This window comes from Streptomyces sp. NPDC014907 (assembly GCF_055562975.1).
In genome coordinates, this window is sequence record NZ_JBVHEG010000006.1 from 202,468 (window position 1) to 215,758 (window position 13,291).

At 74.0% G+C, this 13,291-nt stretch carries 10 protein-coding genes; 8 read left to right on the forward strand and 2 right to left on the reverse strand.

All coding sequences use genetic code 11. From position 1 onward, the window contains the following. Positions 1-362: 362 nt before the first annotated feature. Positions 363-758 (forward strand): hypothetical protein, encoded by a 396-nt coding sequence (locus ACZ3IL_RS18685; protein WP_467391510.1) that lies wholly within the window; start codon positions 363-365, stop codon positions 756-758. Between the two features lie 6 nt (positions 759-764). Here the strand turns inward: ACZ3IL_RS18685 and ACZ3IL_RS18690 are convergent, their stop codons facing one another. Both ACZ3IL_RS18690 and ACZ3IL_RS18695 read right to left on the reverse strand, forming a co-directional pair. Continuing rightward, on the reverse strand, positions 765-2,405 hold the full coding sequence (locus tag ACZ3IL_RS18690) for a penicillin-binding transpeptidase domain-containing protein (protein WP_467391511.1): 1,641 nt from the start codon (positions 2,403-2,405) through the stop codon (positions 765-767). Positions 2,406-2,519: 114 nt separating this feature from the next. Next, positions 2,520-4,262 carry a dolichyl-phosphate-mannose--protein mannosyltransferase gene (locus tag ACZ3IL_RS18695; protein WP_467391512.1) on the reverse strand — a complete coding sequence of 581 codons (1,743 nt, stop codon included), beginning with the start codon at positions 4,260-4,262 and terminating at the stop codon, positions 2,520-2,522. A gap of 61 nt (positions 4,263-4,323) precedes the next feature. On the opposite strand from ACZ3IL_RS18695, the gene rsmI reads away from it, so the two are divergent. The 7 genes from rsmI (at position 4,324) to ACZ3IL_RS18730 (ending at position 13,198) form a co-directional block, all read left to right on the forward strand. Further along, entirely contained in the window at positions 4,324-5,178 is an 855-nt protein-coding gene (rsmI, locus tag ACZ3IL_RS18700) for a 16S rRNA (cytidine(1402)-2'-O)-methyltransferase (protein ID WP_467391513.1), read from the forward strand. A gap of 222 nt (positions 5,179-5,400) precedes the next feature. Beyond that, on the forward strand, positions 5,401-7,620 hold the full coding sequence (locus tag ACZ3IL_RS18705) for an FG-GAP-like repeat-containing protein (protein ID WP_467391514.1): 2,220 nt from the start codon (positions 5,401-5,403) through the stop codon (positions 7,618-7,620). A 275-nt stretch (positions 7,621-7,895) separates the two neighbouring features. Continuing rightward, positions 7,896-8,315, forward strand: coding sequence for a hypothetical protein (locus ACZ3IL_RS18710; protein ID WP_467391515.1), 420 nt, complete (start codon positions 7,896-7,898; stop codon positions 8,313-8,315). Positions 8,316-8,382: 67 nt separating this feature from the next. Then, positions 8,383-9,252, forward strand: coding sequence for a TatD family hydrolase (locus ACZ3IL_RS18715; RefSeq protein WP_467391516.1), 870 nt, complete (start codon positions 8,383-8,385; stop codon positions 9,250-9,252). A gap of 203 nt (positions 9,253-9,455) precedes the next feature. Continuing rightward, complete coding sequence (rsmA, locus tag ACZ3IL_RS18720) at positions 9,456-10,328, forward strand: 16S rRNA (adenine(1518)-N(6)/adenine(1519)-N(6))-dimethyltransferase RsmA (protein ID WP_467391517.1); 873 nt, start codon at positions 9,456-9,458, stop codon at positions 10,326-10,328. 38 nt (positions 10,329-10,366) lie between these two features. Continuing rightward, a complete protein-coding gene (locus ACZ3IL_RS18725) occupies positions 10,367-11,296 on the forward strand; it encodes a 4-(cytidine 5'-diphospho)-2-C-methyl-D-erythritol kinase (protein ID WP_467391657.1) in 930 nt (309 codons plus the stop codon). Positions 11,297-11,392: 96 nt separating this feature from the next. Next, positions 11,393-13,198 carry an ABC-F family ATP-binding cassette domain-containing protein gene (locus ACZ3IL_RS18730; protein WP_467391518.1) on the forward strand — a complete coding sequence of 602 codons (1,806 nt, stop codon included), beginning with the start codon at positions 11,393-11,395 and terminating at the stop codon, positions 13,196-13,198. Positions 13,199-13,291: the final 93 nt, after the last annotated feature.

Consider the following 13,291-nt stretch of genomic DNA (forward strand, 5'->3'; position numbering starts at 1 on the left):
GGGGGTGCTGTTTTTTATGTTTCTTTCTTTCAGCTTCTTTTCGGCTTTGTTTTAATTATCCTACCCGCCCTCGCCCGGGGGGGGGGGGGGGGCCGCGGCGGCGGCCGCCGCCGCCCCGCCCCCCCCCCCCCCCCCCCCCCCGCCGTCGTCCGGAGACAGTCGTCCGGAGACCGGAGACCGGAGACCGGGAGCCGTCGGCCGCGCGCCGGGGCCGGACCGGGGCCGGGGAAGCGGAACGTCCGCGTCCCCGGACGGATATCGCGCCACGAGCCGGGCACACGAGGTCCATGCACGGACAACACGCGCGTCCCACGGGCAGCACTCCGTTCCGTACCGCCCCCAGACACTCGCGGCGGGGCGGGATGGTGGTCCGCCTCCGCCGCCGGTTCCTCGCGTACGGGGCGATCGAGTTCCTGTCCACGCACATCCCGGACGGCTCGGGCCCCGGCGAGGAGTGCCTGCTCCTGGTCCACATCCGCAAGGTCGTCGGCCGGGTCCACTACCGGATGTGCGAGGAGTGCTCCCAGGGCGTCATCACGGCCGTCACCGTGGAAGAACGCTTCCGCACCAGCGGTCTGGGCACCCGGGCCCTCTCGCACCTGCGCTCCCGCCACCCGGGGGTCGCCTGGCGCAGCACCCTGACGGTGCGCGCCACCCGCGACCTCCTGCGCCGCATGCGCATCCCCACGACCGCCCCGGGCGTTCTCTGCCCGCACGCGGACGCCCCGCCGCCCGTCCCGGCCGGCACCACGGCCTGAGCGGTCTCAGCGCCCCGCCCTCAGGACGCTCGCCACCACCGGCCCCGCCGCGTCGCCCCCGTGCCCGCCGGACTGGACGACCGCCGCCGCCGCGAGGTCGCCGGAGTAGCCGGTGAACCAGCTGTTCGACTTGCCCTGGCCGTCGACCTCGGCCGAGCCGGTCTTCGCGCCCTTCGGGGAGGGGACGCCGGCCATCGCCTTCGCTCCGGTGCCGTTCCCCGTCGCCGTCGCCCTCATCATCAGCTGCAGCCCCGAGGCCACCTCGGGGGAGAGCCGGTCGGCCCTGGCGAACTCGCGGTCGTCGAGGTCCTTCGCCACCAGGTACGGCTGGAGGAAACCGCCGTTCTTCGCGGTCGCGGAGAGCGAGGCGACGTTGAGGGCGCTCATCGTGATCTTTCCCTGGCCGATGTACGAGGCGGGCGTCTCGCTCCCGGACGAGGCCGGGACGCTGCCGTCCGCCGCCGGGACGCCCACCTGCCAGTTGAGGCCGATCCCGAACGAGGCGCGGGCGGTGTCGCCGAGGGCGGTGTCCGCGACGCCCTTGTCGCTGAGGGGGCCGATCGCCTTGATGAAGGCGGTGTTGCAGGAGCGGCGGAAGGCGTCGGTGAGGGTGCCGCCGGTGATGCTGAACTTGTCGAGGTTCTGGAAGGTGCGGCTCCGCGACACGACCTCGGCGGGGCACTCGACCCGGCTGCCGGGCTTCGCCCCACCCCGCTGCATCATCATCGTCGCCGTCACGATCTTCATCGTGGAGCCGGGGGCCTGCTTGCCGAGGAACGCGGTGTTGAAGCCGCCCGCCGGGCTGTTGGCGACGGCGCGTATCGCGCCCGTGGACGGCTCGATCGCCGCCACCGCCGCCTGGCCGTAGGCCTTCACCGCCTTCTCCGCCGCCGCCTGCGTCTTCGCGTCGATGGTGGTCTTCAGCGTGCCCGGCTTCCCCTGCCGCAGGACGAGGAGGGTGCGGTCGGCGGTGGTCTCGCTGCCCGAGTCGATCCAGGTCTCGACCCCGGCGGTGCCGCCCGCCTTCGCCCCGTACCGCTTGCGCAGTTCGTCCACGATCGGCCCGAGCGAGGGGTACTTCTCCGCCGTCAGCTCGACGCCGTTGCGGTCGACGGCCCTGACGGAGGCGACCTTCGCGGTGCCCGTGCGCAGGGTTCCGGCGGCGGTCAGCTTCGGGTGGAGCACGGCGGGCCGCCACTTCACCAGCGGCCGGCCGGTGGTCTCCCCCCGGACCACGGTCAGTTCGGAGGCGTACGCCAGGTCCTTGGACACGCCCTCGTGCGTGACCGTCGCCCTCACGGTGAACGGCACCGTCGTGCCGACCGGCGTCCCCGGCGTGATCACCGCCTTCGAGACCTTCGCGCCCTCCTTGTAGGCGAGCAGTGCGGGGCCCGCCGTGACCGGGTCGCTCGTCAGCTGCGCCGCCTTGTCGGACTCCCCGGCGGCCCACGCCGCCAGGAAGTCCCGGGCGGTGGTCGTCGTCTCCTCGGCGGTGACCGGGCCCGTCTTGGGGGCGGAGTCCGCCCCGGCGCTCGCGGACGAGCCGCCCGTGAGCCCGCTCCACAGGTTGTGGCCCCCGTAGCCGACTCCGCTCGCCACGACGACGAAGACGCCTCCGGCGACCGCGACCTTGGCTCCACTGCGCATGACTGTGTTTCCCCTCCCCAGGCGACCGTTCAGTCAAGCAGTGGGCCCCCCGATGTGTCGAACGGCCCCCTCGTCCCTGTCACTCCCGCCCGGAGTCCGGCGCGCGTCCGGGCGTCACACCCACGTGTCCAGCCACATCCGGGACCGCCATTCGTCCAGCGGGATCGGCGTGCCCGTGTAGATCGGCCAGAAGTAGATGAAGTTCCAGACGACGAGCAGGACGAGACAGCCCGCCGCCACCGTGCCGAAGATCCGCCGCCGTTCCGAGGAGCCCCGGGGGCCGATGAGCGCGCCGAGCGTCATGGCCACCGCCAGGCACAGGAAGGGCACGAAGACGACCGCGTAGAAGACGAAGATGGTGCGCTGCTGGTAGAGGAACCAGGGGAGCCAGCCGGCCGCGACGCCGCAGGCGATCGCGCCCGCCCGCCAGTCGCGGCGGAAGGCCCACCGCCACAGGACGTACAGGAGCGCGAAGCAGGCCGCCCACCACAGGAGCGGGGTGCCCAGGGCGAGGATCTCCTGGGCGCACTTCTCCTTCGCGCCGGCCGGGCAGCCGCCGGTGCCGGGGGACGGGGACTCGTAGAAGTACGAGACCGGGCGGCCCATGACGATCCACGACCACGGGTTCGACTGGTACGTGTGGGGCGAGGTGAGGCCCACGTGGAAGGTGTAGACCTCGCTCTCGTAGTGCCAGAGGCTGCGCAGCCACTGCGGCAGCCAGCCCCAGGTCCCGCCGCCGCCCGCCATGTCCTGCTTCTCGGCCCAGTCGCGGAAGTAGCCGCCCCGGGTGACCAGCCAGCCCGTCCAGGTCGCCAGGTAGGTCGCGAGCGCCACCGGCACCACCGACACGAACGCCGGGACCAGGTCCTTCCTGAGCACCGACAGGTGCGGGCGGACCGCGCCGGCCGTGCGCCGCCCGGCCACGTCCCACAGGACCGTCATCAGGCCGAAGCCCACCATGACGTACAGGCCGTTCCACTTGGTCGCCGCCGCGAGCCCCAGCGTCACCCCGGCCGCGATCCGCCACGGCCGCCACCCGAGGCGCAGCGTCTCCGCGATCTCCGCGTCCGGCCGCAGCACCCCCTCCTCGTCCTCGGGGAGCGCCGCCGCGAGCCGCTTCCGGGTCCGGTCGCGGTCCAGGACGAGGCAGCCGAAGGCGGCCAGCACGAAGAACATCAGCACCTGGTCGAGGAGCGCGGTCCGGCTCATCACGAAGTGCAGGCCGTCGACGGCGAGCAGCAGGCCCGCCAGGCAGCCCAGGAACGTCGAGCGGAACAGGCGCCGCCCGATCCGGCACAGCATGAGGACCGACAGGGTGCCGAGCAGGGCCACCGCGAAGCGCCAGCCGAACGGCTCGAAGCCGAACAGCTTCTCCCCGGCGCCGATCACCCATTTGCCCATCGGCGGGTGGACGACGTAGCCCGGGTCGCTCGGCACGAGGACCGACCCGGGGTCCTTGAGGATCGTCTTGTCGATGTCCTTCGGCCAGGCCCCCTCGTACCCCTGGTTGATCAGGGCCCAGGCGTCCTTGGCGTAGTACGTCTCGTCGAATATCACCGCCCTCGGCCTGCCGAGGTTCCAGAAGCGGAGCACGCCCGCGACCGCAGTGACCAGGAGCGGACCGCCCCAGGCCATCAGCCGCCACAGCCGCTCGGCCGGTCCGGGGCCGAGGCCGAGGAGCGACCACGTCCGTGCCGAGGGACGGGCGTACGGGGGGTCGAGCCGCTCCCGCAGCCCGATGGGGGCGGCGCTTCCGGCGGGCGGCTCGTAGCCGAAGAGCCGGAGCCGCCGCTGCCACGAAGTGGGCTCTGCCACGGCGTGCGGGCCCTCCAGGATCTCGGGTGCGGTACTGGTCACCGCGCCATCGTAGGGAACGCGCCTGTGCGCGTCGCCCGTCCGGGCTGGGAGGATGGCACGCGTGACAGGAACGCTGGTACTCGCAGGGACCCCCATCGGCGACATCGCGGACGCCCCGCCCCGGCTCGCCGCCGAACTGGAGAACGCGGACGTCGTGGCCGCCGAGGACACCCGGAGGCTGCGCGGCCTGACCCGGGCGCTCGGCATCCACACCTCCGGGCGGGTCGTCTCCTACTTCGAGGGCAACGAGTCCGCCCGTACGCCCGAGCTGGTCGAGGCCCTGGTGGGCGGGGCGCGGGTGCTGCTGGTGACCGACGCGGGCATGCCGTCCGTGTCGGACCCCGGCTACCGGCTGGTCGCCGCCGCCGTGGAACGGGACATCAAGGTCACGGCCGTCCCCGGCCCCTCCGCCGTCCTCACCGCCCTCGCCCTCTCCGGCCTCCCCGTCGACCGCTTCTGCTTCGAGGGCTTCCTGCCGAGGAAGGCCGGCGAGCGCCTGGGACGGCTGCGGGAGGTCGCGGAGGAGCGGCGGACCCTCGTCTACTTCGAGGCGCCGCACCGCCTGGACGACACGCTCGCCGCGATGGCGGAGGTCTTCGGCGCGGAGCGGCGTGCCGCCGTCTGCCGGGAGCTGACCAAGACGTACGAGGAGGTGAAGCGGGGCCCGCTCGCCGAACTCGCGGCCTGGGCGGCCGAGGGCGTGCGGGGCGAGATCACCGTCGTCGTGGAGGGCGCCCCGGAGACCGGCCCCGCCGAGTTCGGCGCCGACGAACTGGTGCGCCGGGTGCGGGTGCGGGAGGAGGCGGGGGAGCGGCGCAAGGAGGCGATCGCCGCCGTCGCGGCCGAGGCGGGAATCCCCAAGAGGGAGGTCTTCGACGCCGTCGTGGCGGCGAAGAACGCGGCGGGACCGGCGTAGGGCGCGGCGGGACCTGCGGGGGACGAGACAGGACCTGCGGGGGACGAGACAGGACCTGCGGGGAACGCGGCCGGACCGGTGTGAAACCGCGCGGATCGGCATGTGTCCGTGCGGACCGGCCGGTGAGCGGACCGCCGAGTTTTTCGTACAACCACTCGAACCGATCGCGAGTCTGACCGGGCACGGCATTCCCCGTGTCCGTTCTTCTCGTGGGAGTTCACCTTGCAGTTCCGCTCCACTCGCCTGGCCCTGGCCGTCACGGCCGTCCTCGCCGTCACGGCCCTCGGGGCCGGCACGCTCGCGACCGCCCCGTCCGCCGTCGCGGCCGGCTCCGGCCCCCTGGCGGGCCCGGCCGCGACGGCCGGGGCCGCGGCCCTTCCCGTCTACCCGCAGGGTTCCGACCTCGGCGGCGTGGGCGCCTCCGGCTTCCTCACCTACTCCTTCGCCCACGACGGCACCCGGAAACTGCTCTGGACGCCGTACGACGGCGGCTCCCCGACCCCGCTCCAGGAGCCCGAGGACGGCGGCTGGACCACGGGCGCCGGCGACGTGGTCGTCCTCGGCGACGACAACTGGAACGCCCAGATGCGGTCGCTCACCCTGCGGAACATGGCCGACCCGTCCGCCCCGGGCGTCGACATCGACCTCGGCGCGCTGAACGGGAACTACGTGGCGGTGGTGAGCCCGGCCGGCGTCCTCGCGCAGGTGACGAAGGGCGACGGCACGGCGGAGCTGCACGTCGTGACCAAGGACGGCACGGCGACGACCACCCGCAGGATCTCGGGACTGCCGGCGGACGCCACCGACTTCTTCGGTTCGCGGCTCCAGGGCGACACCGTCCTCGTCGGGTACGAGACGGGCCCGGCGGGCGCGCGGACCGGCGGACGGGCCCTGGTCGACGTGGCGGCGGGAACGGTCCTGGAGACGTACTCCTCCACCGAGTCCGGATTCGGCTTCAGCAGCCTGATGTTCTCCGGCTCGCACGTGGCCTGGCTCGACTGGAGGTCCGGCACCGGGCTGTTCGTCACGTCCGTCGACCGGGGGACGGGTGCCCGGAAGGAGACCGTCCTCGGTGCCCGCGACAGCGAGGCGTACGCCGGGCTCCTGGGCGGCCTGCTGGTGTACGGCGACCCCTCGACGCCCGTCCGGGCCGTCGACCTGACCACCGGCGAGACCCGTGAACTGGCGGAGCACGGGACCGCGGTGTGGTCCGCCGGCGACGGCAGCCTGATCCTGCGCGGCGAGCGGACCGCCGAGGGCAAGGGGCTGTTCCGGATCGAGACCGCGCAGGACGGCGCCCCGAAGGTCACCAAGGTGGCCGACGAGGGCCGTCTCGTCGACCTCCGGATCGAGGAGGTCCACGTCCCCGACGCGGTGGACCTCGACCGGACCGGCGGAGAGGTGACGCTGGGATGGACCCTGTCGCACCGCGACGCGTACGTGGACGTCACGCTCACGCACACCGCCACGGAGAAGGCGTACCGCACGCGTGTGTACGCCCCCGCCGAGGGGAACCGCTTCACCTACACCTGGGACGCCACCATCGACGGAGCGGACGCGCCGAACGGCACGTACGCGGTGGAGGCCGAGGCGATGCTGCTCGACGGCACCGGCGACCCGGTCCGGCAGGGCTGGCTCATGAACGTGACCCGCGCGGCCAACCCGCACGACTTCACGAACAACGGCTCCACCGACGTCCTCGCCCGGGACGCCTCCGGGGTTCTGTGGCGCGACGACCTGCGGGACCGGCCGGTGGAGGGCCGGATCGAGACCGCGGGACGCGCCCGGCTCGGCGCGGGCTGGGGCGCGTACCGGCAGATCGAGGCCGTCGGGGACATCGCGGGCAACGCGGTCGGCGACCTGGTCGCCCTCGACGGGGACGGCGTGCTGTGGAACTACCCGGGCAAGGGCGACGGCGCCTTCGGGGCCCGCGTCCGCGTCGGCGGCGGCTGGGGCGTCTACAACCGCCTCACCGGCGGTTCCGACCTCGACGGCGACGGCCGCGCCGACCTCCTCGCCGCCGACACCGCCGGCGTGCTGTGGTTCTACAGGGGCACGGGCTCCTCGACGGCCCCGTTCGCCCCCCGCGTCCGCGTCGGCGGCGGCTGGGAGATCTACGACCGGCTCGCCGCCACCGGGAACATCGCCGGCACGGCCCCCGGGGACCTGGTCGCCCGCGACAAGGACGGCGTCCTGTGGCTGTACCAGGGCGACGGCAGGGGCGGCTTCGCCCCCCGCGTCCGGGTCGGCGGCGGCTGGAACGCCTTCACCCAGCTCACCGGCGCCGGTGACGTCGACAACGACGGTCGCCCGGACCTGATCGCGTACGGGCCGGGCGGCACGTACGTCTACCGTTCGACGGGGTCGGCCACCGCCCCCTTCGTCCGCCTGTCGACGTCGCTGTACGCGGGCGAGGGCACCGGATTCGACAGCATCGCCTGACGGCGTCCCGGCCGGGACCCGGCGGTCGTCCTCGCGACGACCGCCGGGTCCCGGGCGCGCGGAACACCGGGTCGGCCCCCGGAGAATCCGCCCCCGGAACGCGGCGGGCCGGGGCGTCCGCCGCTGATTTACGCTGAAAGGTAAAGCCGAACCCGGCGCCGGGACATTTCCTCGGGCTTTCGGCAAGGGAAGGGCCAAAAGCCTTCCATGGTTCGCCCCCCGCTGATGCGCTCCGGCCCGAAAAGGCGTCCACTGAGCAGTGGAGAGGAGCTGGCATGAGCGAGATAACCGGCACCGGCACATCCGTCGCCCATGAGGCGTACGCCTTCGCCTGCATGCGCTGTGGATACGGCTGGGAGCAGGCGTACGACATCGAACACCACGTCGACGCCGCCGGCCACGCGTTCGTCGTCTACAAGGCCGGGGGAGAGCGGGTCCCGTCCCCGCTGTCGAGTCCCACCTGCGTGAACTGCGGAGGCCACGTCGTCCGCATCATGCGCGCGGGGCAGGTGTCCTCGGTGCTCGACCTGATCGCCGCGACGGAGAAGCACGGGCGCGGGGCACGGGCGACCAAGCCGGTCTCGCCGTCCGGGCCCATCGGCCAGGAGCTGACCGAGGACGCCCCCGAGGCCCCGCCGGTGCCGCACCACTGGCACCTGTCGGACCTCCTGCACCCCTTCCGCCGGCGCGGATAGCGTTCCGGTCCCCGGCTCCGCCGGGGACCCCGCGCACGGCGCCCCCGGCCCTCGTACGATCGGGGCCATGAGTGCCAAGGACGCCCCGCCGCCGCTGCCCGAACCCCTCTTCGTGGAGGTCGCGGACTCGCACACCCACCTGGACATGCAGGCGGGGACCGTCGAGGAGGCCCTGGTGAAGGCCGCCGCCGTCGGCGTCACCACGGTCGTGCAGGTCGGCTGCGACGTGAAGGGCTCGCGCTGGGCCGCCGAGACGGCCGCCGCCCACGAGAACGTGCACGCGGCCGTCGCCCTGCACCCCAACGAGGCCCCCCGGATCGTCCTGGGGGACCCCGACGGCTGGTCCCGGCAGGGCGCGCGCGAGGGCGGCGGGGACGCGGCCCTGGACGACGCGCTCACCGAGATCGACCGGCTCGCCGCCCTGCCGCACGTGCGCGGGGTCGGCGAGACCGGGCTCGACTTCTTCCGCACGGGACCGGAGGGCGTCGCCGCGCAGGAGCGTTCCTTCCGGGCCCACATCGAGATCGCCAAGCGGCACGGCAAGGCGCTCGTCATCCACGACCGCGAGGCCCACGCCGACGTGCTGCGCGTCCTGGACGAGGAGGGCGCCCCCGAGCGGACCGTCTTCCACTGCTACTCCGGCGACGCGGAGATGGCGGAGATCTGCGCGGCCAAGGGCTACTACATGTCCTTCGCCGGCAACGTCACCTTCAAGAACGCCCAGCCGCTCCGGGACGCCCTCGCGGTCGCCCCCCTGGAGCTGGTCCTCGTCGAGACCGACGCCCCCTTCCTCACCCCGGCGCCCTTCCGGGGCCGCCCCAACGCCCCGTACCTGATCCCGGTCACCGTCCGGGCCATGGCGCGGGTGCGCGGGATCGGGGAGAACGAACTGGCCGCGGCGATCGCCGCCAACACGGCCCGCGCCTTCGACTACTGACGGCCGAGGGCCCGGGGCGGGCCCGCGCGGGCCAGGGGCGGGCCGGGGCGCTTCCGGGGCCGTTCCGCCCCGGGGCCCGCCGGGGAACCGCCCCCGGAAGCGCCCCGGAACGGCGTCGGAAGCGCCCCGGCACGGCCCCGGAAGCGCCCCGCCCCCGCGACCGCGCCGGGCCCCGTCCCCCGGACAGGCCCTAGTCTGTACCGGTGAGCACCACCACCGGTCCCGAAACCCCCGACGCCCTCCTCGGCCCCGCCGACATCCGTGAGCTGGCCGCCGCCCTCGGCGTGCGCCCCACGAAGCAGAAGGGCCAGAACTTCGTTATCGACGCCAACACCGTCCGGCGGATCGTCCGCACGGCCGGGGTGCGCCCCGACGACGTCGTCGTCGAGGTGGGGCCCGGACTCGGCTCCCTCACCCTGGCCCTCCTGGAGGCCGCCGACCGGGTGACCGCCGTCGAGATCGACGACGTGCTCGCCGCCGCGCTGCCCGCCACGATCGGGGCCCGGATGCCCGCCCGCGCCGACCGCTTCGCGCTCGTGCACTCCGACGCCATGCTCGTCGAGGAGCTGCCGGGCCCGGCGCCGACCGCGCTCGTCGCCAACCTCCCGTACAACGTGGCCGTACCGGTCCTGCTCCACATGCTGGAGCGCTTCCCCAGCATCGAGCGGACCCTCGTCATGGTCCAGGCCGAGGTCGCGGACCGGCTCGCCGCCGGCCCGGGCAACAAGGTGTACGGCGTGCCCTCGGTGAAGGCCAACTGGTACGCCGAGGTGAAGCGGGCCGGCTCCATCGGCCGCAACGTCTTCTGGCCCGCGCCGAACGTCGACTCCGGTCTCGTCTCCCTCGTCCGCCGCGCCGAGCCCCTGGCGACCACCGCCACCCGGCGGGAGGTCTTCGCGGTGGTGGACGCGGCCTTCGCCCAGCGCCGCAAGACCCTCCGCGCGGCCCTCGCGACCTGGGCGGGCTCCCCGGCGGCGGCGGAGGAGGCCCTGGTGAGGGCCGGGATCTCCCCGCAGGCGCGCGGCGAGTCCCTGACGGTGGAGGAGTTCGCGCGGATCGCGGAGGCGAAGGCGTGAGCGGGGGCACGGAGCCGGTGACCGCCGTACCGGAGACGGTGCGCGGCGGCACGCCCGGCGGCGGGAAGCCGTCCGTCACCGTCCGCGTCCCCGCCAAGGTCAACGTCCGGCTCGCGGTCGGCCCGGCCCGGCCCGACGGCTTCCACGACCTGGCCAGCGCCTTCCTCGCCGTCTCCCTGTACGACGAGGTGACCGCCACCCCCGCCGGGGCGCTCACGGTCACCTGCGAGGGCCCGGACGCCGACAAGGTGCCCCTCGACCGCACCAACCTCGCCGCGCGCGCCGCCGAACTCCTCGCCGCCCGGCACGGCCTCTCCCCGGACGTGCGCCTGCACATCGCCAAGGACATCCCGGTCGCCGGGGGCATGGCCGGCGGCAGCGCGGACGGCGCGGCCGCCCTCCTCGCGTGCGACGCCCTCTGGGGCCTGGACACGCCCCGCTCCGAGCTCCTGGAGATCTGCGCCGAACTGGGCAGCGACGTGCCGTTCAGCCTGGTCGGCGGGGCCGCGCTCGGCACCGGACGCGGCGAGCGGCTGACGGAGCTGCCGGTCGGCGCCGTCTTCCACTGGGTCTTCGCCGTCGCGGACGGCGGGCTCTCGACCCCCGTCGTCTTCCGCGAGTTCGACCGCCTCACCGCGGGGACGGCCGTCCCCGCGCCGGCCGTCCCCGCGGACCTCCTGGACGCCCTGCGCACCGGCGACACCACCGCCCTCGCGGGCGCCCTCGCCAACGACCTCCAGGCCCCCGCGCTCTCCCTGCGCCCCTCCCTCGCCGCGACCCTGGCGGCCGGCACGGAGGCGGGCGCCCTCGCGGCCCTGGTCTCCGGCTCGGGCCCCACGACCGCGTTCCTGGTGAAGGACGCGGAGGCCGCGTCGGCGGTGGCCGCCGCCCTGACGGCCTCGGGCACCTGCCGCACGGCCCGCACGGCGACGTCCCCGGCGGCGGGCGCGACCGTCCTGACGTCCTGACGCCTCCCCCCGTCCGCGTCCGGCGGACACCCGGCGGGCGGGCGGCCTCGCCGACGTACCCTGGACGTCGATCGATCACCCCGTACAGGAGTCAACGTGGCCGTCAACCTGGTCAATGTCGAGAACGTCAGCAAGGTGTACGGCACCCGCGCCCTGCTCGACGGGGTCTCGCTCGGTGTCTCCGAAGGGGACCGGATCGGGGTCGTGGGCCGCAACGGCGACGGCAAGACCACCCTCATCCGGATGCTCGCCCGGCTGGAGGAGGCCGACACCGGCCGCGTCACCCACAGCGGCGGGCTGCGCCTCGGCGTCCTCACCCAGCACGACTCGCTCGACCCGGAGGCCACCGTCCGGCACGAGGTCATCGGCGTCATGGCCGACCACGAGTGGGCGGGCAGCGCCAAGATCCGCGACGTGCTCACCGGGCTCTTCGGCGGGCTGGACCTGCCCGGCTTCGAGAAGGGCCTCGACACCGTCATCGGCCCGCTCTCCGGCGGCGAGCGGCGCCGGATCGCGCTCGCCAAGCTCCTCATCGAGGACCAGGACCTCATCGTCCTCGACGAGCCCACCAACCACCTCGACGTCGAGGGCATCGCCTGGCTCGCCCAGCACCTGCGGGAGCGCCGCTCGGCGCTCGTCTGCGTCACCCACGACCGCTGGTTCCTCGACCAGGTCTGCACCCGCATGTGGGACGTGCAGCGCGGCGACGTGCACGAGTACGAGGGCGGCTACTCCGACTACGTCTTCGCCCGCGCCGAGCGCGAGCGGATCGCGGCCACGGAGGAGACCAAGCGGCAGAACCTGATGCGCAAGGAGCTGGCCTGGCTGCGGCGCGGCGCCCCCGCCCGCACCTCCAAGCCCCGCTACCGCATCGAGGCCGCCAACGAGCTGATCGCGGACGTGCCGCCGCCGCGCGACACCGGCGAGCTGATGAAGTTCGCCAACGCGCGCCTGGGCAGGACGGTCTTCGACCTGGAGGACGTGACCGTCACCGCCGGGCCCAAGGAACTGCTCAGGCACCTCACCTGGCAGCTCGGCCCCGGCGACCGCGTCGGCCTCGTCGGCGTCAACGGCGCGGGCAAGACCTCCCTCCTGCGCGCCCTCGCGGACGCCGCCCGCAGCGGCGGCGAGGTCCAGCCCGCCGCCGGCCGGATCGTCGTCGGCAAGACCGTCCGGCTCGCCTACCTCTCGCAGGACGTCACCGAGCTGCCCGGCTCGCTGCGGGTCCTGGAGGCCGTGCAGCAGATCCGCGACCGGGTGGACCTCGGCAAGGGCCGCGAGATGACGGCCGGGCAGCTCTGCGAGCAGTTCGGCTTCACCAAGGAGAAGCAGTGGACGCCGGTCGGCGACCTCTCCGGCGGCGAGCGCCGCCGGCTCCAGCTCCTGCGGCTGCTGATGGACGAGCCCAACGTCCTCTTCCTCGACGAGCCCACCAACGACCTCGACATCGAGACCCTGACCCAGCTGGAGGACCTCCTCGACGGCTGGCCGGGCTCCATGGTCGTCATCTCCCACGACCGGTTCTTCATCGAGCGCACCACGGACCGCACGTTCGCCCTGCTCGGCGACAGGACGCTGCGGATGCTGCCGCGCGGCATCGACGAGTACCTGGAGCGCCGCCGCAAGGCCGTCGAGGCGTCCGTCCCGGCGCCCGCGGCCGCCCCCGCCCAGCAGAAGCCGGGCGTCTCCGCCGCCGACGCGCGCGCCGCCAAGAAGGAGCTGCAGAAGGTCGAGCGGCAGCTCGACAAGGTCGCCGAGAAGGAGGCGAAGCTGCACGCGCGGATGGCGGACGCCGCCACCGATTTCGAGAAGGTGGCCGAGCTCGACGCGGAGCTGCGCGGACTCGCCGCGGAGCGTGAGGGGCTGGAGACGCGCTGGCTGGAACTGGCCGAGGACGCATAACGAGGGCATCACAGGCCGGTCCTCCCTTGGACACAAGGGGTGGACCGGTCGCTTTTGCGCCATCGCGTGGGTGGTAGAAAGAAAACCCGTTCA

What these genes read in the sequence shown, in the direction of transcription:
- ACZ3IL_RS18685 (WP_467391510.1), top strand. Translation starts at nt 363, where the DNA reads ATGGTGGTCCGCCTCCGCCGCCGGTTCCTCGCGTACGGGGCGATCGAG.
- ACZ3IL_RS18690 (WP_467391511.1), bottom strand. Translation starts at nt 2,405, where the DNA reads ATGCGCAGTGGAGCCAAGGTCGCGGTCGCCGGAGGCGTCTTCGTCGTC.
- ACZ3IL_RS18710 (WP_467391515.1), top strand. Translation starts at nt 7,896, where the DNA reads ATGAGCGAGATAACCGGCACCGGCACATCCGTCGCCCATGAGGCGTAC.
- ACZ3IL_RS18715 (WP_467391516.1), top strand. Translation starts at nt 8,383, where the DNA reads ATGAGTGCCAAGGACGCCCCGCCGCCGCTGCCCGAACCCCTCTTCGTG.